At 71.2% G+C, this 22757-nt stretch carries 19 protein-coding genes and 2 riboswitches; of the genes, 9 read left to right on the top strand and 10 right to left on the bottom strand.

Annotated elements, in window-relative coordinates:
• Positions 1–163 precede the first annotated feature (163 nt).
• Positions 164–1234 (bottom strand): alcohol dehydrogenase AdhP, encoded by a 1071-nt coding sequence (gene adhP, locus ABT08_RS08105; protein WP_048808839.1) that lies wholly within the window; start codon positions 1232–1234, stop codon positions 164–166.
• Between the two features lie 196 nt (positions 1235–1430).
• Between adhP and ABT08_RS08100 the strand changes: the two genes are divergently transcribed.
• The 3 genes from ABT08_RS08100 to ABT08_RS08090 are packed head-to-tail and all read left to right on the top strand — an operon-like array spanning position 1431 to position 2460.
• Entirely contained in the window at positions 1431–1913 is a 483-nt protein-coding gene (locus ABT08_RS08100) for a fluoride efflux transporter FluC (protein WP_235557479.1), read from the top strand.
• Positions 1910–2290, top strand: a complete 381-nt coding sequence (crcB, locus tag ABT08_RS08095; protein ID WP_056207291.1) for a fluoride efflux transporter CrcB — start codon at positions 1910–1912, stop codon at positions 2288–2290. Before ABT08_RS08100 ends, crcB begins: the two co-directional genes overlap by 4 nt.
• Before the next feature lie 38 nt (positions 2291–2328).
• Positions 2329–2460: a hypothetical protein gene (locus tag ABT08_RS08090; protein ID WP_268768859.1), complete on the top strand. Its 132-nt coding sequence runs from the start codon at positions 2329–2331 to the stop codon at positions 2458–2460.
• Between the two features lie 62 nt (positions 2461–2522).
• On the opposite strand, the gene ABT08_RS08085 is transcribed toward ABT08_RS08090, so the two are convergent.
• Entirely contained in the window at positions 2523–3989 is a 1467-nt protein-coding gene (locus ABT08_RS08085; protein ID WP_273190591.1) for a DHA2 family efflux MFS transporter permease subunit, read from the bottom strand.
• A 119-nt stretch (positions 3990–4108) separates the two neighbouring features.
• On the opposite strand from ABT08_RS08085, the gene ABT08_RS08080 reads away from it, so the two are divergent.
• Both ABT08_RS08080 and ABT08_RS08075 read left to right on the top strand, forming a co-directional pair.
• Entirely contained in the window at positions 4109–4750 is a 642-nt protein-coding gene (locus ABT08_RS08080) for a DUF1345 domain-containing protein (RefSeq protein WP_056207288.1), read from the top strand.
• 46 nt (positions 4751–4796) lie between these two features.
• Positions 4797–6692 carry an ABC transporter ATP-binding protein gene (locus ABT08_RS08075; protein ID WP_082483062.1) on the top strand — a complete coding sequence of 632 codons (1896 nt, stop codon included), beginning with the start codon at positions 4797–4799 and terminating at the stop codon, positions 6690–6692.
• A gap of 3 nt (positions 6693–6695) precedes the next feature.
• Here the strand turns inward: ABT08_RS08075 and ABT08_RS08070 are convergent, their stop codons facing one another.
• The 6 genes from ABT08_RS08070 to ABT08_RS08045 are packed head-to-tail and all read right to left on the bottom strand — an operon-like array spanning position 6696 to position 13263.
• A complete protein-coding gene (locus ABT08_RS08070) occupies positions 6696–7640 on the bottom strand; it encodes a glycosyltransferase family 2 protein (protein WP_045248706.1) in 945 nt (314 codons plus the stop codon).
• Positions 7637–8782 carry a cysteine desulfurase family protein gene (locus ABT08_RS08065; RefSeq protein ID WP_056207285.1) on the bottom strand — a complete coding sequence of 382 codons (1146 nt, stop codon included), beginning with the start codon at positions 8780–8782 and terminating at the stop codon, positions 7637–7639. Before ABT08_RS08065 ends, ABT08_RS08070 begins: the two co-directional genes overlap by 4 nt.
• A complete protein-coding gene (nadC, locus tag ABT08_RS08060; protein ID WP_288114582.1) occupies positions 8779–9639 on the bottom strand; it encodes a carboxylating nicotinate-nucleotide diphosphorylase in 861 nt (286 codons plus the stop codon). Before nadC ends, ABT08_RS08065 begins: the two co-directional genes overlap by 4 nt.
• Positions 9633–11189, bottom strand: coding sequence for an L-aspartate oxidase (gene nadB / locus ABT08_RS08055; protein WP_288114579.1), 1557 nt, complete (start codon positions 11187–11189; stop codon positions 9633–9635). The genes nadC and nadB overlap by 7 nt, the downstream gene beginning before the upstream one ends.
• Positions 11186–12538 (bottom strand): quinolinate synthase NadA, encoded by a 1353-nt coding sequence (gene nadA, locus ABT08_RS08050; RefSeq protein WP_288114577.1) that lies wholly within the window; start codon positions 12536–12538, stop codon positions 11186–11188. The genes nadB and nadA overlap by 4 nt, the downstream gene beginning before the upstream one ends.
• Positions 12535–13263, bottom strand: a complete 729-nt coding sequence (locus tag ABT08_RS08045) for an NUDIX hydrolase (protein ID WP_045248749.1) — start codon at positions 13261–13263, stop codon at positions 12535–12537. The genes nadA and ABT08_RS08045 overlap by 4 nt, the downstream gene beginning before the upstream one ends.
• 178 nt (positions 13264–13441) lie before the next feature.
• Here ABT08_RS08045 and ABT08_RS08040 point away from each other — a divergent pair, with 178 nt between their 5' ends.
• The 3 genes from ABT08_RS08040 to gcvP all read left to right on the top strand — a co-directional run bounded on the left by ABT08_RS08040 (position 13442) and on the right by gcvP (position 19281).
• On the top strand, positions 13442–14620 hold the full coding sequence (locus tag ABT08_RS08040; protein WP_045248710.1) for a MarP family serine protease: 1179 nt from the start codon (positions 13442–13444) through the stop codon (positions 14618–14620).
• 45 nt (positions 14621–14665) lie between these two features.
• Positions 14666–14762: riboswitch (glycine riboswitch) on the top strand.
• Positions 14763–14872: riboswitch (glycine riboswitch) on the top strand.
• A 45-nt stretch (positions 14873–14917) separates the two neighbouring features.
• Positions 14918–16042: a glycine cleavage system aminomethyltransferase GcvT gene (gcvT, locus tag ABT08_RS08035; RefSeq protein WP_288114574.1), complete on the top strand. Its 1125-nt coding sequence runs from the start codon at positions 14918–14920 to the stop codon at positions 16040–16042.
• Positions 16039–19281 (top strand): aminomethyl-transferring glycine dehydrogenase, encoded by a 3243-nt coding sequence (gcvP, locus tag ABT08_RS08030; RefSeq protein ID WP_288114572.1) that lies wholly within the window; start codon positions 16039–16041, stop codon positions 19279–19281. The genes gcvT and gcvP overlap by 4 nt, the downstream gene beginning before the upstream one ends.
• A 219-nt stretch (positions 19282–19500) precedes the next feature.
• On the opposite strand, the gene ABT08_RS08025 is transcribed toward gcvP, so the two are convergent.
• Positions 19501–20463 (bottom strand): hypothetical protein, encoded by a 963-nt coding sequence (locus ABT08_RS08025; RefSeq protein WP_288114570.1) that lies wholly within the window; start codon positions 20461–20463, stop codon positions 19501–19503.
• 223 nt (positions 20464–20686) lie between these two features.
• Positions 20687–21499: a CPBP family intramembrane glutamic endopeptidase gene (locus ABT08_RS08020; RefSeq protein WP_288114568.1), complete on the bottom strand. Its 813-nt coding sequence runs from the start codon at positions 21497–21499 to the stop codon at positions 20687–20689.
• Between the two features lie 243 nt (positions 21500–21742).
• Here ABT08_RS08020 and ABT08_RS08015 point away from each other — a divergent pair.
• Positions 21743–22757, top strand: a 1015-nt coding sequence (locus ABT08_RS08015) for an ABC transporter substrate-binding protein (protein WP_288114566.1), incomplete at its 3' end; no start/stop codon positions are given.

Here is a 22757-nt window from a genome sequence, read left to right as displayed (position 1 = left end):
CCGGTTGTGCAGCCCCGCGTGTCCGATGGCGCGCGTGCACACCGCGCCGTCGCGTCGGCTGAGGCACCAGCGGGTCGGGGGAGTGTCGGTCACCTGGCCACTGTAGGCGGGCAGCGGAAGGGCGGGGCCGCCGCGCGACCCCGCCCACGACCGGATGCCGCGGTCAGTACTTCATGACGATGCGGCCGTCGATCTTGCCCTGCTCCATGCGCTCGAACACCTCGTTGATGTCGTCGAGCGACTCGACGGCGATCGTCGGGTGGATCTCGCCGCGGGCGTAGAAGTCGAGGGCCTCGATCATGTCCTGGCGTGTCCCGACGATCGAGCCGCGGATGGTGATCGCCCGCAGCACGATGTCGAAGATGTTCGCGGGGAAGTCCCCCGGGGGAAGCCCGTTGAACACGATGGTCGCGCCGCGACGGGCCATTCCGAGTGCCTGACCGAACGCCTTCGGGTGCACAGCGGTCACCAGCACGCCGTGGGCGCCGCCGGTGAGCTCCTGCACGGCAGGTCCCGGGTCGGTCGTCGCCGCGTTGACGGTGACTTCGGCGCCGTGGGTGCGGGCGAGCGCGAGCTTCTCCTCGTCGATGTCGACCGCAGCGACGCGCATGCCCATCGCCCGGGCGTACTGCACCGCGATGTGGCCGAGACCACCGATTCCGGAGATCACGACCCACTCGCCGGGCTTCACCTCGGTCATCTTCAGACCCTTGTAGACAGTGACACCCGCACACAGGATCGGCGCGACCTCGTACGGGTCGGAACCCTCGGGAATTCGCGCGGCGAACCGCTCGTCGACGAGCATGTACTCGCCGAAGCTGCCGTCGACGGAATAGCCGCCGTTCTGCTGCTCGGGGCAGAGGGTCTCCCAGCCGGTGCGGCAGTACTCGCACACGCCGCACGCGCTCCACAGCCACGCGTTGCCCACGCGGTCGCCGACCGAGAGGGATGTCACGCCCTCGCCCAGTGCGACGACCTCGCCGTAGCCCTCGTGACCGGGGATCAGATTCGCCTTCGGCGCGACCGGCCAGTCGCCGCGCGCCGCGTGGAGGTCGGTGTGGCACACGCCGCTCGTGATCACCTTCACGAGTGCCTGGCCGGGACCCGGAGACGGGATCGCCACGTCTTCGACGACCAGCGGTTCGCCGGAGGTCGTGACCACCGCGGCGCGCATGGTGCCGGTGGGCACGGTGCCGCGATCGAGGTTCGGACGGGCGTCGGTGAGAATCGACATCGTCATCACTCCTTCGTGTCGGGGAACGGCCCCGGACCCCTTCCGAGGTTCCGTGATCCCCGTCGCGATGCCGACGCTACGCCGCGGCCCGTTGCATGCCGTTGCCGCATGTTGCGGCCGAGGTTCGTGCGCGAGTGGCGGTGGTGACGGGCGTAGATTGGGCGGATCGGCCGTCCGGCCGGGAACCGGAGGGCGAGTGAGTTCGCAGCGCGACAGCCACAGCGAGCTGCCGCTCGATCCCGACACCGACGACATTGCGGTCATCCCGAGGCCGCTCCACCTGCGCCCCGCCGCGGTCGGTCTGGTGGCGCTCGGCGGCGCGATCGGTACGGGGGTCCGCCTCGTCGTGTCCGCCGCCATCCCGGCCGAGTGGGGCATCCCCTTCGGCATTCTCGTCATCAACGTGACCGGTGCCTTCGTGCTGGGACTGCTGCTCGAGGTGCTCGTGCGTCGCGGCGACGACACGGGGGTGCGGCGCGGCATCCGTCTCTTCGTCGGCACGGGCGTGCTGGGCGGCTACACGACCTACAGCACCTTCGCCGTCGGTGCCGAGGGGCTGCTGCACACCGATCTGACCGCGAGCCTCGTCTATGGCGCAGTGACGGTCGTGGTGGGTGGCGCCGCGTCGATCCTCGGCATCGCCGCGGGGGCGGCGATCATGCGGAGGGCCCGCGCATGACCGTCATCTGGCTGTGGGTCGCGACGATGGCTGCCGGAGGCGTCGGAGCGGCGCTGCGTTTCGTCGTCGACGGCGCGGTCAAGGCACGGTGGCGGCATCCCTATCCGCTCGGCACGTCTGTCATCAACGTCACGGGCTCGTTCGTGCTCGGGTTCGTCGTGGCGGCCGCCGCAGGGCGCGTCCTGCCGGTCGAGGTGAGCATGATCGGCGGCACCGGGCTTCTCGGGGGCTACACGACGTTCAGCACGGCGAGCTTCGAGACAGTGCGCCTCGCGCAGCAGCGTCGATGGGGATGGAGCCTCGCGGCAGGGTTCGGCCAATTGGTCGCCTGCGTCGCGGGCGCGGCGCTCGGCGCGGTGCTCGGCGCGCTCGTGTGAGCGGAGCCCGAGGCCCGCAACAGTCGTACGATGGAGCGATGTCCACGACGCAGACGTCTTCTGACGACACCGTGACGGATGCCGCGACCCCCGGGCCGCAGTTCCTCAGTCTTCTCGGCGACGCCGACGCAGCCCCTTCGTGCTGCGGTGGCTCCTGCAGCATCGGCTGAGACCGCCGAACGACGATGCCGACCCGGTGACCCGGGTCGGCATCTGTGCGATCACTCGCAGGTCAGTGCCCGACGCCCGGCATCTCGATCGTGTCGGCCGGCTTGCGCACCATAAGCGCGCCCACGATCGTGAGAATCGACACCGCCGCCGCGAAGACGAACGCCGTGTGCGTGCCCGACGCCCACGCCTCGTTCGGCGATGCCCCGTTGGCCGACGCGTTCGCGGTGGACGTCGCCATCAGGGTGACCAGCACCGCGACACCCGCGGCGCCGGCGACCTGCTGCACGGTCGAGAGGATCGCACTGCCGTAGGCGTAGAGGTGCGGCGGGAGAGACCCGAGCGACGCGGTGAACAGCGGCGGGAACGACAGTGCGAGGCCGACGAACATCACCGTGATGATGGGCAGCAGCACCCAGATGGAGGTGTTCGCGTCGACGAAGGTCAGGCCCCACAGCACGGCGATCACGATCAGCGCGCCCGGGATCAGCAGAACGCGGGTGCCCCACTTGTCGTAGATCGCGCCGATCAGCGGACCGGTGAGTCCCATCAGCAAGGAGCCCGGCAGCAGCAGGAGTCCCGTGGTGAGCGCATCGGCGCCGACGGCGCGCTGCAGGTAGAGCGGCAGCACCGTGATCGCGCCGAAGAACGCGAAGGAGAGGATCGTGAACTGCAGGAGCGAGATCGTGAAGTTGCGGTAGCTGAAGACGCGCAGGTCGAGGAGAGCCCGATCGTCGCGCTGCAGACGCAGCTGGCGCAGCACGAGCAGCGTGAGCGCCACGACGCCGACGATCAGCGAGATCCACAGGGTGGCCGACGGGCTCGATGCCGCCCCGCCCTCGCCGCCGATCTGGCTGAGGCCGTAGACGAGGCCGCCGAAGCCGAAGGCGGACAGCACGACAGAGAGGGCGTCGATGCGGGCGTGCGATTGCTCGCCGACATTGCGGATCCACAGCGCGCCGACGACGAGCGCGACGATCGCGATCGGCAGCACGACGCCGAAGATCCAGCGCCAGCCGAGCGTGTCGAGGATGACTCCGGCCAGAGTCGGGCCGAGGGCGGGCGCAAGCGCCATGACGATGCTGACGCGACCCATCATGCGACCGCGCTCGTGCGCCGGCACGACGGTCATGAGCGTCGTCATGAGCAGCGGCATCATGATCGCGGTGCCGGACGCCTGAATGACGCGCGCGACCAGCAGCACCTCGAAACCGGGAGCGAGGAAGGCGACCAGGGTGCCGAGCGAGAAGAGGCTCATCGCCGCCACGAAGATCACACGTGTCGTCAGGCGGCGCAGCAGGAAGCCGGTGATCGGGATGACCACGGCCATCGTGAGCATGAAGGCGGTCGTCAGCCACTGTGCGGCGGACGCCGTGATCGAGAGGTCGTCGATGAGGTGGTCGATCGCCACGCCCATCGTGGTCTCGTTGAGGATCGCCACGAACGCGGCACCCAGGAGCAGCCAGATGACGCGCTGCGCCTGAGGCGTGATGGATGCCGGTGCGGAGGGGATGGTGTCGGTGGATGCCATGGGCGTTCCTCGTCTCGGGGCTGTGGGCGGGGACGTCATCGTCGGGAGTGCGACGGGCGTGTGATGAGCGTAACGGTGGTCACAGACATCCCATTCCCGACTGGTGGCACGATGAGTGCATGGCAGATTCACGACAGCTCGCCTCGGTGCGGGTGCGGGCGGTCGTGTCGATCGTCGCGGGCCTGGCGGGAGGGATCGTCGTGGGCCTGTTCCAGGGGTGGGCGGCCGGCATCCTCTCGGCCTGGGCGGTGCTCGCCATCGTGCAGACGACCTGGGTGCTGGTCGCGACGTGGTCGATGGATGCCGCGGACACCCGAGCGCACGCGACGGCCGAGGACCCGGGTCGACGCACGGCCCGGCTGATCGCCGTCGTCGGCAGCCTCGTCAGCCTCGGCGCCGTCGGCGTGGTCGTGGTCGAGGCGCGCAATGCCAGCGGGTGGGAGGCGTTGGCCCTTGCCGGCATCAGCGTCGTCAGCGTCGCGGCATCCTGGCTGCTCATCCAGGTGGACTATATGCTGCGGGTCGCGCACGTCTACTACACCGAGCCGATCGGCGGCATCCAGTTCAACCAGGACGAGCCGCCGATGTACACCGACTTCGCCTACTTCGCCTTCGGGCTCGGCATGACCTACCAGGTCGCCGACACCAACGTGACGACCAACGAGGTGCGGCGCATCGTGATCGCGCAGACCATGCTCGCCTACCTCTTCGGCGCCGTGATCCTCGCGACGGTCATCAACCTCGTCTCGAGCCTCGGGTGACCCGCTGATGGCGATGGGTATGGGCCACGGAGGCGGCGGCATGGGCATGGGGATGGCCAACGGCATGGGCCCGCGGCCGGCGGGCTTCCGCGGGGTCGACCAGGACGCGCAGCGCAGGGCCAACGCGTCGGCGCCGAAGATCGCCCACCTCGGGCGCCGGGTCGCCGAGCTGTTCCGGCCGTATCGCGCGCGCCTGGCACTCACGATCGTCGCCGTGCTGCTCGGTGCGGCCGTCGCGGTCATCCCGCCGCTGATCGTGCAGCGCATCTTCGACGACGCCCTGTTCCCGACCTCCGGAGGCGGACCCCGCATCCCGTTGCTCGTCGAGCTCGTCTCGATCACTGTCGCGCTCTTCCTGCTCTCGGCGGCGCTGAACTTCTGGCAGACGTGGCTCACCGCCACCGTCGGAAACGCCGTCACCGGCGACCTGCGCGTGCGCATGTTCGACCACCTGCAGGCCATGGAGTTGGCCTTCTTCACCCGCACCAAGACGGGCGTCATCCAGTCGCGTCTGCAGAACGACGTCGGCGCCGTGTCGTCGGTGCTCACCAACACCGTGACGAGCGTGCTCGGCAATACGGTGACGGTGGTCGCCTCCATCGTCGCGATGGTGCTGATCGACCCGCGCCTGACGGTGATCGCGGTCGTCCTGATGCCGGTGCTGGCCGTCGTGCAGCGGCGGGTCGGCCAGGTGCGCGCGCGCATCGCCGGCCAGACGCAGGAGTCGCTCTCGGAGCTGACCGCCATCACGCAGGAGAGCCTGAGTGTGAGCGGCATCCTGCTCTCGAAGTCGTTCAACCGTCAGGGCGACGAGCTGGGGCGCTTCCGCGAGGAGAACGCCAACCAGGTGCGCCTGCAGGTGCGACAGGCGATGAGCGGACAGGGCTTCTTCTCGCTCGTCGGCGTCATCATGGCGAGCGTGCCGGCCGTCATCTACCTGGTCGCGGGCCTTCTGATCGGCGGCGGGGCCGACACGATCACGGCGGGCACCATCGTCGCGTTCACCACCGTGCAGGCCCGGCTGCTGCAGCCGCTCATGGGCCTCATGCGCGTGACCCTCGACCTGCAGACCTCGGGCGCGGTGTTCGCGCGCATCTTCGAGTACCTCGACCTCACGCCCGCGATCCGCGACCGGCCGGGGGCGATCGGCGTCGCGGAGGCGCCGGGCCCGCGCGGCGAGGTGCGCTTCGAGGGGGTGTCGTTCCGCTACCCCGACTCGTCGAGCGAAGCGCGCCCGACGCTCGACGACGTCTCGTTCACCGTCGAGCCCGGCCAGCACGTCGCATTCGTCGGGCCGTCGGGGGCCGGCAAGACCACGATCCTCTACCTCACGCCGCGGCTCTACGAGGCCACGGGTGGCACGGTGCGGTTCGCGGGCGCCGACGTGCGCGACCTGCGGCACGCCGCGATCATCGACGACATCGGCATCGTGTCGCAGGAGACGTACCTCTTCCACGCGACCATCCGTGACAACCTTCGCTACGCGAAGCCGGAGGCGACCGACGCCGAGCTCGAGGCGGCCTGCCGCGCGGCCAACATCCATCACGTCATCGAGGGCTTCGAGCACGGCTACGACACCGTCGTGGGCGAACGCGGGTACCGGCTGTCGGGCGGTGAGAAGCAGCGCATCGCGATCGCGCGCGTGCTGCTGAAGGATCCGCCGGTGCTGCTGCTCGACGAGGCCACCTCGGCACTCGACACGGTGTCCGAGCGCATCGTGCAGGAGGCCCTCGACACCGCGGCGCGCGGGCGCACGACCATCACCGTCGCGCACCGGCTGTCGACGGTCATCGCCTCCGACGTCATCCACGTGGTCGAGCGCGGTCGCATCGTGGAGTCGGGCACGCACGAGTCGCTGCTCGCGGCCGGTGGGCTCTACGCGGCGCTCGCCGCCCAGCAGCTCGCGGCGGTCACCGACCTCGACGCGGACAGGCCCGTCTGAGCGTCACCAGGTCGCGGCGACGGATGCCTCGCGGCCGTCCTCGCGCTCGCTGCTGCGCGCGGTGAGCGCACGGGTGAACTCTCCGAGGGCGCGGCGGTAGGCGGCATCCGGATGCGTCTCGGCGATGCGCGCGAGACGCGGCACATCCATCGTGAGCATCAGTCGCACGCGGGCGTCGGCGGCGGCGTGCTGACCCGCGTCGTCGAGCACGGCCAGCCCCGCGGCCATCGCGTCGAGGCAGTCCCGCAGCACCCCGAGCGTGCTCTCGTGCTGGGTGATGGAGGTTCCGTCGGCCCGCTCGCGCCACTCCACGATCACGTCGGGAACCGTGTCGAATGCGCGGGCGAGCGTGTACATGCGCTGCGCGACCTGCTGGTCCTCGTAGAGGCGTCCCTCAGGGAAGCGCAGCCCGGTGCGTTGCCAGAAGTCGGCGCGGGACACTTTCGACCAGGCCACGATGTTGCCGGATGCCTCGGGGTGCTCCGCGAGCGTCACGCCGCGGCGGGCGGGCGCGGTCGCGGCGCTCACCCAGGGCTGCACGGGTCCGCTCGCATACCCGCCGCCGGGTTGCGGGCGCAGGCGCACGTAGGCGCCGATCGCGAGATCGCTGCCGGATTCCTCGAGCGTGCCGAGCATCGTCTCGAGGGCTGCGGGGGTGTAGCGGTCGTCGGAGTCGAGGAAGGCGACGTACGGCGTCGTGACGGCGTCGAGACCGGTGTTGCGCGCGGCGGCGAGGCCGCGCTGACGGTGGTGCGTGATCACCTCGAAGCGATGGTCGGATGCCGCGGCCGCCGCGTAGATCGCCCCGGTCGCATCGCTCGAGCCGTCGTCGACGAGCACCGCACGCCAGTCGTCTCGGGTCTGCGCACGCAGCGAGGCCAGCGCCTCATCGGCGTAGGCGGCGACGTCGAAACCGGGAACGATGACGGTCACCGCCGGGGAACTCACCCGGCCGATCCTACGGCGGCCACGGCGGAGGTGAGCGCGTTCGCGAGATATTGGGGGTCGATGTGACCGTGATGGTCGAACGTGAACCGCACGGAGGTCTGCGCGACGACCGGGTCGACCCCGAGGGCGAGCAGCACGTGCGAGGGCTCGTCGCTGCCCGCGGCGCATGCCGAGCCGCTCGAGGTGACGACGCCGCGGCGTTCGAGCTCGAGCAGCACTGCCTCGCCGCTCGTGCCGGCGAAGGTGAAGCTCGCGGTGCCGGGCAGTCGATGCACGGGGTCGCCGGTGAGACGCGCCTGCGGCAGCCGCACGAGGGCGGCGGCGACGAACTTGTCGCGCAGCGCGGCGACGCGCGCGGCAGAGGCCTCGCGCTCGGCCTCGGCGAGCTCGAGGGCGGTTGCGATCGCCACGGCGCCCGCGACGTTCTCGGTGCCGCTGCGCCGCCCGCGCTCCTGCCCGCCGCCGTGCAGCAGCGGCTCGACGGGCACGCGCCCGCGGATCGCCGCCACCCCGGTTCCCTTCGGCGCACCGAGCTTGTGCCCGGCGATGACGAGCGCGTCGGCGCCCGTGCCCGCGAGAGGCAGCCACCCCGCGGCCTGCACGGCGTCGAGGTGCAGGGGTACGCCCGCCGTGCGGGTCGCTGCGGCGAGGGCCCCGGCATCCTGCACGGTGCCGATTTCGTTGTTCGCGTACCCGATGCTGACGACCGCGGTGTCGTCGCGCAGCAGGGCGGTGAGCTCCGCCGGGTCGACGCGTCCTGTCTCGTCGACCGGCACCAGGTCGACGTCGAACCCGTGCACCCGGCGCAGGTAGCGCGCCGACTCGAGGATCGACTCGTGCTCGATGGGAGTCGTGATCACGTGGCGCGCGCCGCGCGCGGATGCCGCGGCGATCGCGATGCCCTTGAGGGCGAGGTTGTTGCCCTCGGTGCCGCCCGAGGTGAACGTGATGTCGCCCGCGCGCATGCCGAGCACCGCGGCGACCCGGCGCCGCGCGTCGTCGAGCGCGCGCGCCGCGGCATCGCCGAGCTCGTGGTGGCTCGACGGGTTGCCGAACACGCTCGTGAGGAACGGTGCCATGGCCTCGAGCACCTCGCGGCGCACGGGCGTGGTCGCGGCGTTGTCGAGGTAGAGCCCGCTCATCGCCCGAGGTCGATGCGCAGGTCGAGCCCGAGGTCGAGCGCGCGCGCCGAGTGGGTGAGCGCGCCGACCGAGATGACGTCGACACCGGTCTCGGCGATCTGCCGCACGGTGTCGAGGCTCACCCCGCCGGACGCCTCGATCTGCGCCCGTCCGGCGACAGTGGCGACACCCTCGCGCAGCTGGTCGACGGTGAAGTTGTCGAGCATGATCGTGCCGATCCCCGCCGCGACGACGGCCTCGATCTGGTCGACGCGGTCGACCTCGACCTCGACGTGCGCGGTGTGGGGGAGCCTCGCGATCGCCTCGCGGAGCGCGTCGGTGAGATCTGCCCCGGTCGCGGTCAGCACGCCCAGATGGTTGTCCTTGGCCATGACCGCGTCGGACAGCGAGAACCGGTGGTTGTGCCCGCCGCCGGCGGCCACCGCGTGGCGCTCGAACGCACGCAGCAGCGGGGTCGTCTTGCGGGTGTCGACGATGCGCGCACCGGTGCCCGCGATCGCGTCGACGTACCGCGCGGTGAGGGTCGCGATGCCCGACATGCGCTGCGCGAAGTTGAGCCCGATGCGCTCGGCGGTGAGCACGCCCTGCGCCGGCCCGGTCACCGTCGCGAGCCGGCGTCCGGCGATGAACCGGCCGCCGTCGGCGACGTGCAGACCCACCTCGATGGCCGGGTCGGTCAGCCGGAAGGCGGCCGCGAACACCTCGCCTCCGGCGAAGACGCCGTCCTCGCGCGCGACGAGGTCGGCTGTCGCGACCGCGTCGGCGGGGATCAGCGTCTCGCTGGTGAGGTCGCCCCACGGGGCGTCCTCGTCGAGCGCAAGCGTGACGATGCGGTCGATGGTGCGGGCGGTCAGCATGCGACGACCTCGGTGACGGATGCCGCGGCGTCCGCCGCTGCGGCCGGGTCCGCGTCGGCGCGGAAGTGCGCCCCGACCGAGACAGTGCGCGCACGCGCAGCCGCGACGAGCGCGACGGCGACCTGCAGCAGGTTCTCGTCCTCGCATCCGGCGACCGACGATGCGGCGGCGTGCGGCAGCGACCACGCGGCGAGCACGGATGCCGCTCGCGCGAGCCCGCGGTCGTCGCGCACGAGACCGGCGTGCTGCCACAGCAGCTCCTGCAGCGCGGCGCGGGTGAACGGTGGGGCGTCGGCGGCGGGCGCGGCGGTCTCGAGCGGTGCGGGCGCCGCCGGGAGTGCCGGCGCGGGCCACGCGGCATCCGCGTCTGTGGTCAGAGCCGCCGCGGCGCGCGCGCCGAAGACGGCGCCCTCGAGCAGCGAGTTCGAGGCCAGTCGGTTCGCGCCGTGCACCCCGGTGCGGGCGGTCTCGCCGACGGCGTAGAGGCCGGGCAGGGTGGTGCGGCCGTCGAGGTCGGTCACGACGCCGCCCATGAGGTAGTGCGCCGCGGGCGTCACCGGGATGGGTTCCCGCGCCCAGTCGAGGCCGCGCTCGCGCACGGCGGCATCGATCGTGGGGAACCGTCCGGCGAGGAAGGCGGCCGTGCCGGGTGCGTGCAGCCGGGTCGCGTCGAGCGCGACCGGCGCGCCTCCCTGCGCCGCCATGCGGGCGGCGATCGCCCGGGCGACGACGTCGCGCGGGGCCAGCTCGCCGTCGGGGTGCGCATCGAACGTGAAGCGCCGGCCGTCCGGGTCGATGAGGGTCGCGCCCTCGCCGCGCACGGCCTCCGACACGAGGAACGCGTCACCGGTGGCGAGCACGGTCGGGTGGAACTGCACGAACTCGAGATCGGCGACAGCGGCCCCCGCGCGCAGAGCGGCGGCGATGCCGTCGGCCGTGGCGACCACGGGGTTGGTGGTGTGCGCGAAGAGCTGGCCGGCGCCGCCGGTCGCGAGCACCACGGCATCGGCGTGAATCGTGCGGCGGGCATCGCCCTGCTGCAGCTCGACGCCGCTCACCCTCCCGTGCGCGACGACGAGGTCCACGAGGAACGCGTGCTCGACGATCTCCACACCCGACGCCCGCACGGCCGCGACCAGCGCCCGCTCGATCTCGGCACCCGTCGCGTCTCCCCCCGCGTGCAGCACGCGGGGGTAGGAGTGCGCGGCTTCGAGTCCCTTGCGCAGCGACCCGGCGGCATCCCGGTCGAAGGCGACGCCGAGCTCGATCAGCTCGCGGATGCGCGCCGGCCCCTCGGTCGCCAGCACACGCACGGCCGCAGGGTCGCCGAGGCCCGCGCCGGCGGTGAGGGTGTCGGCGATGTGGTCCTCGACGCTGTCGTCGTCGAACATGACGCCCGCGATGCCGCCCTGGGCGTATCGGGTGTTCGCGTGGGCCAGCTCGTCCTTCGTGACGAGGGTGACCCGCGCCCCCGCGCGGGCGGCGTCGCGCGCGACGGTGAGACCCGCGATGCCGCTGCCGACGACGACGGCGTGGATGCTGCGGCTCACTGCGCGCTCCCCGGCGTCTCGACGCGTCCTGCCGGCGGCTTCGCCGCGAGCATGCGCTCGAGCGCGATGCGGGCGGGGTCGGCGACGTCGCCCGGCACCGTGATGCGGTTGACGACCTCTCCCGCGACCAGGGACTCGAGTGTCCAGGCGAGGTAGCCGGGGTGGATGCGGTACATCGTCGAGCACGGGCACACGACCGGGTCGAGGCAGAAGATCTCGTGCTGCGGGTGCTGGGCGGCGAGGCGCTGCACGAGGTTGACCTCGGTGCCGATCGCGAACGTCGTGGGCTCGGTCGCCGCCTCGATCGCCTTGCGGATGTAGTCGGTCGATCCGGCCTCGTCGGCCGCGTCGACGACGTCCATCGGGCACTCGGGATGCACGATCACGCGCACGCCGGGGTGCTCGGCACGCGCCTTGTCGATCTGGGCGACCGAGAAGCGACGGTGCACCGAGCAGAACCCGTGCCAGAGGATGACGCGGGCATCCGCGAGCTCGTCGGCGTTCGAGCCGCCGAGGGGACGGTTCGGATTCCACATCGGCATCTGCGCGAGGGGCACACCCATGGCCTTGGCCGTGTTGCGGCCGAGGTGCTGGTCGGGGAAGAACAGCACGCGGCGTCCGCGCTCGAACGCCCACTCGAGCACCGTGCGCGCGTTCGACGACGTGCAGACGATGCCGCCGTGGCGGCCGACGAACCCCTTGATCGCGGCGGACGAGTTCATATAGGTGACCGGGATGACCGGCACGAGCCCGTCGGCGTCCGCGGCATCCATGTCGCCGTAGATCTCAGCCAGCTGCTCCCAGCACTCTTCGACCTGATCGATGTCGGCCATGTCGGCCATCGAGCAGCCGGCGGCGAGGTTCGGGAGGATGACGGCCTGGTCCGCTCCGGAGAGGAGGTCGGCGGTCTCGGCCATGAAGTGCACGCCGCAGAACACGATCGCCTCGGCGTCGGGGTGGGCCTTCGCGGCGGTCGCGAGCTGGAACGAGTCGCCGACATAGTCGGCGTGTCGCACAACCTCCTCGCGCTGGTAGAAGTGGCCGAGTACGACGACCCGGTCGCCGAGCATCTGCTTCGCCGCACGGATGCGGTGATCCAGATCGGCCGGGTCGGCGTCGCGGTACTCCTGCGGCAGCGAGCCCTGGCGGGGTGACCCGGTGGGGATGACGTCACCCATCGAGGCACCGGGCCCGTAGCCCTCGCTCACGTCGAACGTCCACGGGCTGGCCGCGAGGTCGGTCGTGCAGGTCGCGTCGGCGGATCCGCCGGAGACGAGCGACTGGATGACGTGGTCGACCGACGGATCGATCTCGTCGCGCGGGCGCAGGGCGATGTTGACGGCGCTCATCGCGCCTCCTTCGGGGTGTGCGGTGTGGCTGACTGTTCGCGAGAAGCGGGCGGGGCGGTGCCGAGCGGCCCGCGATCGGAGAGCTCGACGTCGTGGTTGTACCGGTACAGGCGCGCCGGTCGATGGCTGCCCGTGCGGAAGTCGTCGGTGGGGATGAGGGTTCCGGAGCCCTCCACCTGGCGGCGGAAGTTGGCAGGGTCCAGGCGGCGCTCGAGGATCGCCTCGTACACCTCGCGCAGCTCAGCGAGCGTGAACGATCCGGGCAGGAAGCCGTGGGCGATGCGGCTGTAGCCCACCTTGTTGCGCAGGCGCCACAGGGCGTAGTCGACGATCGCGTTGTGGTCGAAGGCGAGGGTCGGCAGGTGGGCGGCGTCGAACCACTCGACGTTCTCGGGGGCGTCGCCGGCGGCGAGGTGCGCGGCCAGCTGAGCGTCGACGTCGTCGGAGCGCAGCAGCGCCCAGTAGACGATCGAGATGACCCGCGAGGGGGAGCGGTCGATGGCGCCGAAGGCGTAGAGCTGCTCGAGGTAGCTCGCGGCGAGGCCGGTCGTCTCGCCGAGGGTGCGGGATGCCGCATCCTCCAGCTCCTCGTCGGCGTCGAGCCATCCGCCGGGGAGGGCCCAGAAGTCGCCGTACGGGTCACGGGTGCGGCGCACGAGCGGCAGGGAGAGCACGGGCAGGTCGCATCCGTCGGGCCGCCGCAGGGTGAAGATCACGGTCGACACGGCGACGCGCGTCGGGTCCGACGGGGACGGTGCCGACGCGGCGCTCTCGGAACGGATGGTTAGTGTCATGATGACCAGAAGCGATCTTAGAGTCTCGATGACTCGAAGGCAAACCGGGACGATTCCCAGCGGATCCGTCGTACCGTGAGACATCCAGGCGGGGGAGGAGGAGGCATCCATGTCGCTCGTCGTCGATGTGATCGCGGTGCTCCTGCTCATCGGCGCGCTCGCCGGTGGCATCGCCCGGGGTCTTCTCGCGAGCGCCGGTGCACTGCTCGGCGTCGTGGCGGCGGGCGCCGCCGCGTGGTGGCTGCTGCCGCTGCTGTCGGGCGTTGTGCCGTGGTCCCAGTGGCGCGGACTCATCGTGCTCGCGGCGGGCATCGCGCTCCTGTTCGCGGGCGGCACGCTCGGCGGCGCCATCGGCATGCGCCTGCGGCGCGGCGTCGACCGCCTGCGCCTCGGCATCGTCGATCGCGTCCTGGGAGGCGCGCTGAGCGTCGTCGTCGCCGCCCTCGCGATCTCGCTCGTGGGGCAGAGCGTGGTGGTGACGGGCACGCCCGTGCTCGCCCCTGCCGTCGCGTCGTCGACGGTGCTGCGCACGATCGACGATCTCACCCCGAGCCCGCTGTCGCAGGCCCTGGCGCAGCTGCGCCAGGGGGTGCTCAGCGACGGGTTGCCGCAGTTCGGGGCGCTGCTCGACGGAGCCGCCACCGCACCCGCCGCCGCCCCGATCGACCTCGCCGACCCGGCACTCAACGCCGCCGCGCAGTCGGTCGCCCGTATCTCGGGCACGGCCTATGCGTGCAGCGAGACCTCCACGGGATCCGGCTTCGTGATCGCTCCGGACCGTGTCGTCACCAACGCGCATGTCGTCGCCGGAGTCACGAACCCCATCGTGGAGCTCCCGGGTCGCGCCGCCGTCGAGGGTCGCATCGTGTACGACGATCCGCACAACGACATCGCGGTCATCGCGACCGACGGGCTGGATGCCGCAGCCATCCCTCTCGGCGCGACACTCACCGCCGGCGCCGCCGCCGTGGTGCAGGGTTATCCCTATGGCGGCCCGTTCACGTCGGGGAACGCCTCGGTCACGAGCGTGGGAGAGGCGCGGGTGCCCGACATCTACGGGAGCGGATCGGACGTGCGCGACATCTACGCCCTGGACGCCGTGGTGCGGCCCGGCAACTCCGGCGGGCCGCTCCTCGACGCGTCGGGACGGGCTGTGGGCATCGTCTTCGCCCGCAGCGACAGCGACCCCAACGTCGGCTACGCGATGACCACCGCCGAGCTGACCTCGGTGGTCGCCCAGGCGGAGAGCATGCAGCAGACCGTGTCGTCGGGCGCCTGCATCCGCTGAGCGCACCGGTGCCGCTAAGCTGGCCGCACAAGTCAACAAGGCCCCGTGACCGTAGCGGGAGAGCTCCGTCGCAGCCGGCGACGGGCACCGAAGGAGCAAGCCTCCCCGCCAATCTCTCAGGTAGCCGTACCGCCCCGGTCGGGCCGCTCTGGAAAGCGACGCATACGCGTCCGCCGACGGTGAAAGCCGCCGCATCCGACGCTGTGACGGATGCCGCGAGCAAGCTCTCAGGCCGATGACAGAGGGGGAGTTCGAGACCGTCGATTGACGGTCGCCCGCCCCTGCACGGGAGAACTCATGACCGACCCCACCTCCACATCCCGCACGACGGCGCTGCACGCCCGTCACGACGCCCTCGGTGCCTCGTTCACCGACTTCGGCGGCTGGCTCATGCCGGTGCGCTACTCGTCCGATCTCGCCGAGCACCGCGCGGTGCGCGAGGCGGCGGGCCTGTTCGACATCTCGCACATGGCCGAGTTCGACGTCGTCGGCGCGGATGCCGGCGCCTACCTCGACGCCGCGCTCGCCGGCCGCCTGTCTGCCCTCGCGATCGGCAAGGCGAAGTACTCGCTGCTGCTCGCCCCGTCGGGCGGCGTCATCGACGACCTGATCGTCTATCGACTCGCCGACGAAAGGTTCCTCGTGATCGCCAACGCGGGCAACCGCGCGCCCGTCGCCGCGGCGCTCGCCGAGCGGGTGGGGGAGTTCGCGGCATCCGTCGCCGACGTCAGTGACGACTATGCCCTGCTGGCGGTGCAGGGCCCGCGCGCCGTCGAGGTGCTCGCCGCCCTCGACGAGTTGACGGATGTCGCGCCCCCGGTCGCCGACCTGAAGTACTACGCGTGGTCGCGGGCGCGCGCCTTCGACGCCGACGTGCTGGTGCTGCGCACCGGGTACACGGGTGAAGACGGCTTCGAGCTCCTCGCCCCCGTCGGCATCGCGGCGCGGCTCTGGGACGCCCTCCTTGTCGCGGGCGAGCCGGTCGGGCTCGTGCCCGCCGGGCTCGCCGCCCGCGACACGCTGCGCCTCGAGGCCGGCATGCCGCTCTACGGCCACGAGCTGACGCTCGACACCCTGCCCGCGCAGGCCGGTCTCGGCCGCGTGCCCGTGCTCGACAAGCCCGACTTCGTCGGAAAGGCCGCGCTCGAGGCCGCCGACCTCACCGATCGCCCGGTGCTCGTCGGGCTGGTCGCCGAGGGCAGGCGCGCCGGCCGCGCCGGCTACGAGGTGCGCACGCCCGACGGCGACGCGGTCGGAGAGATCACCTCCGGCGCGCTCAGCCCCACGCTCGGACACCCGATCGCACTCGCCTACGTCTCGCCCGCGCACGCCGCCCCCGGCACGGCTCTCGCGATCGACGTGCGCGGCACTCTCATCCCCGCCACCGTGACCACCCCGCCCTTCTATCGGAGGAACGCATGACCGACCGCGACGCACTCAAGTACACCGCCGAGCACGAATGGGTGCTCATCGAAGGGGATGTCGCCACCTTCGGCATCACGGACTACGCCGCCGAGAAGCTCGGCGACGTGGTGTTCGTCGAGCTCCCCGCCATCGACGGCACGGTGACCGCCGGCCAGGTGTGCGGCGAGATCGAGTCGACGAAGTCGGTCGGCGAGCTCTACGCGCCCGTGTCCGGCCGCGTCATCGAGGTGAACGGCGACGTCGACAGCGACCCGGCGCTCGTGAACGCCGACGCCTTCGCGGCGTGGCTCGTGCGGGTCGAGCTCGATGGTGAGGCGATCGAGGGGCTCCTCGATCGCGCCGCCTACGACCGACGAGCTGACCGGCGGCGCTGCGTGAGCGACGCCTTCCGCTCCCGCCACATCGGCACGGCCGGCGACAGCGCACGCCTCGCGCAGGCGCTCGGCTACGCCGACGCCGATGCCGTCGTGCGAGCCGCGGTGCCCGTCGCCATCCTCACCCCTCGCGAGACGCTGGCGGCCCTGCCGTCCGCGGCGACCGAGCAGGAGACGCTCGCGGAGTTGCGCGGGCTCGCCGCGCGCAATCGGGTGCTGCGACCCATGATCGGGCTCGGCTATTACGACACGAACACGCCGTCGGTCATCGCGCGCAACGTGTTCGAGAACCCGTCCTGGTACACGGCCTACACGCCATACCAGCCCGAGATCTCCCAGGGTCGCCTCGAGGCGCTCATCAACTTCCAGACGATGGTCGCCGACCTCACCGGGCTCGACACGGCCAACGCGTCGATGCTCGACGAGTCCACGGCCGTCGTCGAGGGCATGCTGCTCGCGCGCCGGGCCTCGAAGTCCCGCTCGACGGTGTTCCTCGTCGACGCCGACGCACTGCCGCAGACCAAGTCGCTGCTGGCGCACCGTGCCGCCGCGGTCGGCATCGACCTGCACGAGACGAGCTTCGACCAGTCGCCGCCGCCCGCCGACATCGACGTGTTCGGCGCGTTCATCCAATACCCCGGGGCATCCGGCCGCGTGTGGGACCCCACCGAGGCCATCGCCGCCGTGCAGGCCGCGGGTGGAAAGGTCGTCGTCGCGGCGGACCTCCTCGCCCTCACCCTGCTGCGCTCGCCGGGATCTCTCGGCGCCGACGTCGCCGTCGGCACGACCCAGCGCTTCGGCGTGCCGCTCGGCTTCGGCGGACCCCACGCCGGCTACATGGCGGTGCGGGCGGGTCTCGAGCGCCAGCTTCCGGGTCGCCTGGTGGGTGTGTCGCAGGATGCCGCGGGCCACCCCGCCTACCGGCTGTCGCTGCAGACGCGGGAACAGCACATCCGGCGGGAGAAGGCGACGTCGAACATCTGCACCGCGCAGGTGCTGCTGGCCGTCATGGCCTCGATGTACGCCGTGTATCACGGCCCCGACGGCCTGCGGGAGATCGCCCGGGCGGTCGCCGCCCGCGCCTCCTCACTCGCGGACGCGCTCACGTCGACCGGCGCCGAGCTCGTGCACGACGCGTTCTTCGACACGGTGCGCGTGCGCGTGCCGGGCCGCGCGGCGGCGATCGTGGCGGACGCGCACGGCCGCGGCATCCAGCTGCTTCTCGTCGACGACGACACCGTGGGCGTCTCGGTCGATGAGACCACCACCGCAGCCGACCTCGACGCGGTCGTGCAGGCGTTCGGGGGAGCGGCGGGCGCGGCGCGCGCCGGCGCGCTGGGAGTTTCCGCGCACCTGCCGGCATCGCTGTCGCGCATCGACGAGTTCCTCACGCACGAGGTGTTCCACGCGCACCGTTCCGAGACGCAGATGATGCGGTACCTCAAGAGCCTCGCCGATCGCGACTACGCGCTCGACCGCGGCATGATCCCGCTCGGCTCGTGCACGATGAAGCTCAACGCGGCCACCGAGATGGCGGCGGTCTCGTGGCCCGAGTTCGCGAAGATCCACCCGTTCGCGCCCGCCGAGGACGTCGAGGGCTACCTCGAGCTGGTCACGCAGCTCGAGGGCTGGCTCGCCGAGCTCACCGGCTACGACGCCGTCTCGCTGCAGCCGAACGCCGGCTCGCAGGGCGAGCTCGCCGGACTCCTTGCGATCCGCGGCTACCACCTGTCCCGCGGCGACCTCTCGCGCACCGTGTGTCTCATCCCGTCGTCCGCACACGGCACGAATGCGGCATCCGCGGTGCTCGCCGGCATGAGCGTGGTCGTGGTCGCGTGCGACGACGCGGGCAACGTCGACCTCGACGACCTGCGCGCGAAGATCGCGCTGCACGCCGATGCGCTCTCCGCGCTGATGATCACCTACCCGTCGACCCACGGTGTGTATGAGCACGACGTGCTCGCGATCACCCAGGCGGTTCACGACGCGGGCGGTCAGGTCTACATCGACGGTGCCAACCTCAACGCGCTGCTCGGATTCGCGCGGTTCGGCGACCTCGGCGGCGACGTGTCCCACCTGAACCTGCACAAGACGTTCGCGATCCCGCACGGCGGGGGCGGCCCCGGAGTCGGGCCCGTCGCCGCCAAGGCGCACCTCGCACCGTTCCTGCCGTCGCACGACCAGGCGCAGCGCCACGAGCACGCCGGCGGGTTCAGCTTCGACGGCGGAGCGATCTCCGCGGCGCCCTACGGTTCCGCCTCGATCCTGCCCATCTCGTGGGCATACGTGCGGATGCTGGGGCCCGAAGGGCTGCGCGACGCCACCTCGCACGCCGTGCTCGCCGCCAACTACGTCGCTCAGCGCCTGCGGTCGCACTATCCGGTGCTGTACACGGGCGAGAACGGGCTCGTGGCGCACGAGTGCATCCTCGACCTGCGTCCGTTGCGAGACGAGACCGGCGTGACCGTCGACGACGTCGCGAAGCGGCTGATCGACTACGGCTTCCACGCGCCGACCATGTCGTTCCCCGTCGCGGGCACGCTCATGGTCGAGCCGACCGAGTCGGAGGATGTCGCCGAGCTCGACCGCTTCATCGAGGCGATGATCTCCATCAAGGCGGAGGCGATCGCCGTAGGCGCGGGCGAATGGCCCGCCGACGACAATCCGCTCGTGAACGCGCCCCATACGGCGCAGTCGGTCATCGCGGGGGAGTGGGAGCATCCCTACCCGCGGGAGTTGGCGGTCTACCCCGTGGCATCCCTCGTGCGCGGCAAGTACTGGCCGCCGGTGCGCCGCATCGACAACGCCTTCGGCGACCGCAACCTGGTGTGCGCCTGCCCGCCCGTGGAGGCGTTCGCCTGACCGCTGCGTCGGTGCGGCCGCGGCTGCGTGGCCGTCGCCCGTCTGCTGCCGCCGCCGCCCTGGCCGCAGCGCCCGCCGCTCTGCCGCAACCCATCCGCGCGAGAAGCCACGATGCGCAACGCGCTGCCCCGCGCCCTCCGCGCAACGTGCCGTGTCGACGCCGTGAGGGCGGCCGGGCGCCCACGCCGCCCCGGTGGGCGCCCGGTCCGCGCGGGGGCTCTAGGTCGAGCGCGGGTTGCGGCCCACGTCGGCGAGCAGCGACGGGCGTCGACGATCGGTGCGTGGCACACCGGCCTGCGCGAGGAGCCGCTCGAGACGGTGCGGATGGAGCGCATCCCGCCACTCCCATCGCACGACGGCGCGAAGCTGGCGTCGCAGGCGGTCCTCGCGTCGTTTCTCCGCGATGAATGCGGCCCGTGCGGCTCGCGGATCGTGGGTCGGGTACTTGTCCCACCCATCGAACTCCCCGGCGACCGACGCCCGTCGCCACAAGAAGTCCGTTCGATCGCGAGCACCCTCGCTCCGGAAGACGCACTGCAGCTCGGGTGCCTCCAACCCGAGCCAGGAGATCACGGCTCGACTGACCGACTCCCCGACGGACTCGCTGTTCGCGACCGCGAACCCCAACGCCCATTCCGCGCGGCGCCTCCCGTGGGCCGGTACGCGCGTCTCGAGGCGGTGCTGCAGTTCGTCACGCATCGTCGATGCTGCCGGGTGCGCGGCGATCGCGGCATCCATCACGGCGAGGCCGAACGCCGGGGGCAGCACGTGCGCGAGGTCGATGGATGTGTCGGCCGCGTCGACGACGGCGATCGTACCGCCCGCGTCGACGCGCCGGGCAGTCGCGCTGGTGTGCACGGTGACATCGCCGAACGAGGTGGATCGACGCAGCCCGGGAGCGAAGGCATGGATGCGGCGCGGCTCGCCGAACAACGGGAGTCCGAGGAGTGCCGCCGCGGACTCCATGCAGAACACGGTGTTCGGGCGTATCGCCGCCAGGGCGTGCACGCGCGTGAGGTAGCGCTCACGCGCTGCCAGGCGGTCCCACTCATGTTGAGGGGCGTAGACGCCGCGTCGGACGCGGTGATACCCGGGGCGGTCGCGCGGACGCCCGACCGGAGCATCGTCGTCGGCGATCTCGGGGGGGACCGGTGAGGGGACGAGGAACGCAGTGACGCTCATCGCGCCAGCCTGCCCGCCGCACCGCCGGATCGACCGTGCATCCCCTCACACCGGTGCACAGCGATCGCATTCGCCGCGCGGTGGAGGGAACGTCACGACGTGCCCGCTCCCGCAGCCGTGGGACGGAGCGTTCCGCGACGCACGGTCGGCCGTAGGTCGCGCGTCGTGCCTTCCAGCGCACTTGTGCACCGGAAGGCACGACGCAACGGTGCACCGCGGCGGCTCAGCCGAAGACGCCCGGCCAGAGCGAGACGGCGAGCGGATATCCGATGAACGCGACGACGTCGATGAGGGTGTGGGCGATCACCAACGGCATCACCCGGCCCCAGCGGCGATAGCACCAGCCGAAGACGACCCCCATCACCGCGTTGCCGATGATCGCGGGAACTCCCTGATACGCGTGGTACAGCCCTCGCAGACCCGCTGCGGTGAGGATGATCGCCCACCACGACCAGCCGAGCCGCCGTAGCCTGTCGAAGAGGTAGCCGTTGAACACGACCTCCTCGAGCACGCCGGCGCGCAGCGCCGCGAGCAGGAGGAGCGGGACGGTGTACCACGCGGCATCCAGGGGCGACGCCTGCACCTGAAGGGTCAGCCCGAGCAGTCGACCGACCACGTAGAGCCCGAGCCCTGGCACGCCGATGACCGCGGCGAGAAGCGCCGCACGACCCAGGTCGCCGCCGAATCGGCGGAAGTCGAGCCCGATGCGTCGCAGCGCGCTGTCGCCCGCGCTCCACAGCAGGTAGACGACCAGCGCGATCAGCACGAAGCTGAAGAACACATCGAGGAACTGGTAGAGGATGTCCCAGAACGCCGCGGCGTCCTGCGTAGGGTTCAGCTGCGTCTGCGCGTCGCCGACCGTCTGGCCGCGAGACATCGTCTCGATCGTCGTGCGCACGATCGACAGCACCGAGTACAGGGCCGACTGGCCGACGCTGACGCCGAGGACGAGCCAGACCTCCCAGCGCAGCCGGGTGCGGTCGAAGCCCTCGGCCCGCGGGCGCTCGGCGGGAAAGGGACGCGTCGTCTCGGTCACCCCGGCATCGTTTCACGGGATGCCGCTTCCGCCGTGATGCGCAGGTAAAAGGCGCATCGGCCCGCTCTGCACCCCGACTGTGCAGATTGCGCATCGCACCGTCATTCGCGTTAAGGGTATGTAACGGTTTCCGGTCCGGCTTTGAACAGGCGGATGGCCGTGCTTAGGGTTTCCGTATCTGCGCCATGCGAAGTTTTCGGACTTCGTGTGGGGCCACATCCCTTCTCATAAGGAGTCACCAAGTTGAAGAAGTCACGTCTCGGAGTGGTGATCGCGGCAGCTGCCGCGGGTGCCCTCCTGCTGGCGGGCTGCACCACGAGCGGCACCACCACCAAGCCCCGCTCGGGCGGCACCGTCACTGAGGCCATCGTCAACGACCTCACCTCGCTCAACAGCAACACGCCGCAGGGCAACCTGGACACGAACGGTCAGTACGCATACCTGACCAACGCGACGTTCCAGTACCCCGACAACAACTTCAACGTCGTGGCGAACACCGACATCGGCACGTACGAGAAGACCTCGGACAGCCCGCTGACGGTCAAGTACACCCTCAAGTCGGGTGCGAAGTGGTCGGATGGCCAGCCCATCACCGCAGATGACATGGTCCTCGCCTGGGCGATCGCCTCGGGTCACTACGACGACGCCACGTTCGACGCCGACGGCAACGTCACCAAGGGCACGCAGTACTTCGCCATCGCCGGTTCGACCGCGGGAATCAACAGCACCGCGTTCCCGACCGTGGGCGACAACAACACCTCGATCACGCTCGTCTACAGCCAGCCCTACGTCGACTGGAACCTCTTCTCGCCGATCGCGCAGCCCGCGCACATCGTCGCGAAGAAGGCCGGTCTCTCGTCGGCTGCCGACCTGACGAAGCTCCTCCAGGGCCTGCCCGCAGGTAACCCGTCGAGCCCGGTCGCCCCGAATGCGACCCTCGAGGCCGCGGCGAAGTTCATCAACACCGGCTACGACATCACGTCGTTCCCGACCGACTCCGACCTCCTCGTGTCGAGCGGCCCCTGGGTGCTCTCCGCGTGGACTCCGGGACAGTCGCTCGAGTTCTCGCTGAACCCGTACTACGACGGCAACCTGAAGCCGCAGATCGACAAGCTCGTGATGCGCGTCATCCCCGACGCCGCCGCACAGGTGACCGCCCTCCAGAACGGCGAGGTCGACATCGTCTACCCGCAGGCATCGGCCGACACGAAGAAGTCGCTCGAGGCCGTCACCGGCGCCACCGTGCTCACGGGTGACC

Origin of the sequence: Microbacterium sp. SCN 71-21, assembly GCF_001725695.1 — a bacterium.
Lineage (GTDB): Bacteria > Actinomycetota > Actinomycetes > Actinomycetales > Microbacteriaceae > Microbacterium > Microbacterium ginsengisoli.
This window is presented reverse-complemented; position numbering and strand designations above follow the sequence as displayed.

What these genes read in the sequence shown, in the direction of transcription:
- gcvT (WP_288114574.1), top strand. Translation starts at nt 14,918, where the DNA reads ATGACCGACCCCACCTCCACATCCCGCACGACGGCGCTGCACGCCCGT.
- ABT08_RS08085 (WP_273190591.1), bottom strand. Translation starts at nt 3,989, where the DNA reads ATGGCATCCACCGACACCATCCCCTCCGCACCGGCATCCATCACGCCT.
- ABT08_RS08040 (WP_045248710.1), top strand. Translation starts at nt 13,442, where the DNA reads ATGTCGCTCGTCGTCGATGTGATCGCGGTGCTCCTGCTCATCGGCGCG.
- ABT08_RS08080 (WP_056207288.1), top strand. Translation starts at nt 4,109, where the DNA reads ATGGCAGATTCACGACAGCTCGCCTCGGTGCGGGTGCGGGCGGTCGTG.
- nadA (WP_288114577.1), bottom strand. Translation starts at nt 12,538, where the DNA reads ATGAGCGCCGTCAACATCGCCCTGCGCCCGCGCGACGAGATCGATCCG.
- ABT08_RS08025 (WP_288114570.1), bottom strand. Translation starts at nt 20,463, where the DNA reads ATGAGCGTCACTGCGTTCCTCGTCCCCTCACCGGTCCCCCCCGAGATC.
- ABT08_RS08075 (WP_082483062.1), top strand. Translation starts at nt 4,797, where the DNA reads ATGGGGATGGCCAACGGCATGGGCCCGCGGCCGGCGGGCTTCCGCGGG.
- crcB (WP_056207291.1), top strand. Translation starts at nt 1,910, where the DNA reads ATGACCGTCATCTGGCTGTGGGTCGCGACGATGGCTGCCGGAGGCGTC.
- nadC (WP_288114582.1), bottom strand. Translation starts at nt 9,639, where the DNA reads ATGCTGACCGCCCGCACCATCGACCGCATCGTCACGCTTGCGCTCGAC.
- ABT08_RS08065 (WP_056207285.1), bottom strand. Translation starts at nt 8,782, where the DNA reads ATGAGCGGGCTCTACCTCGACAACGCCGCGACCACGCCCGTGCGCCGC.
- ABT08_RS08090 (WP_268768859.1), top strand. Translation starts at nt 2,329, where the DNA reads ATGTCCACGACGCAGACGTCTTCTGACGACACCGTGACGGATGCCGCG.
- gcvP (WP_288114572.1), top strand. Translation starts at nt 16,039, where the DNA reads ATGACCGACCGCGACGCACTCAAGTACACCGCCGAGCACGAATGGGTG.
- adhP (WP_048808839.1), bottom strand. Translation starts at nt 1,234, where the DNA reads ATGTCGATTCTCACCGACGCCCGTCCGAACCTCGATCGCGGCACCGTG.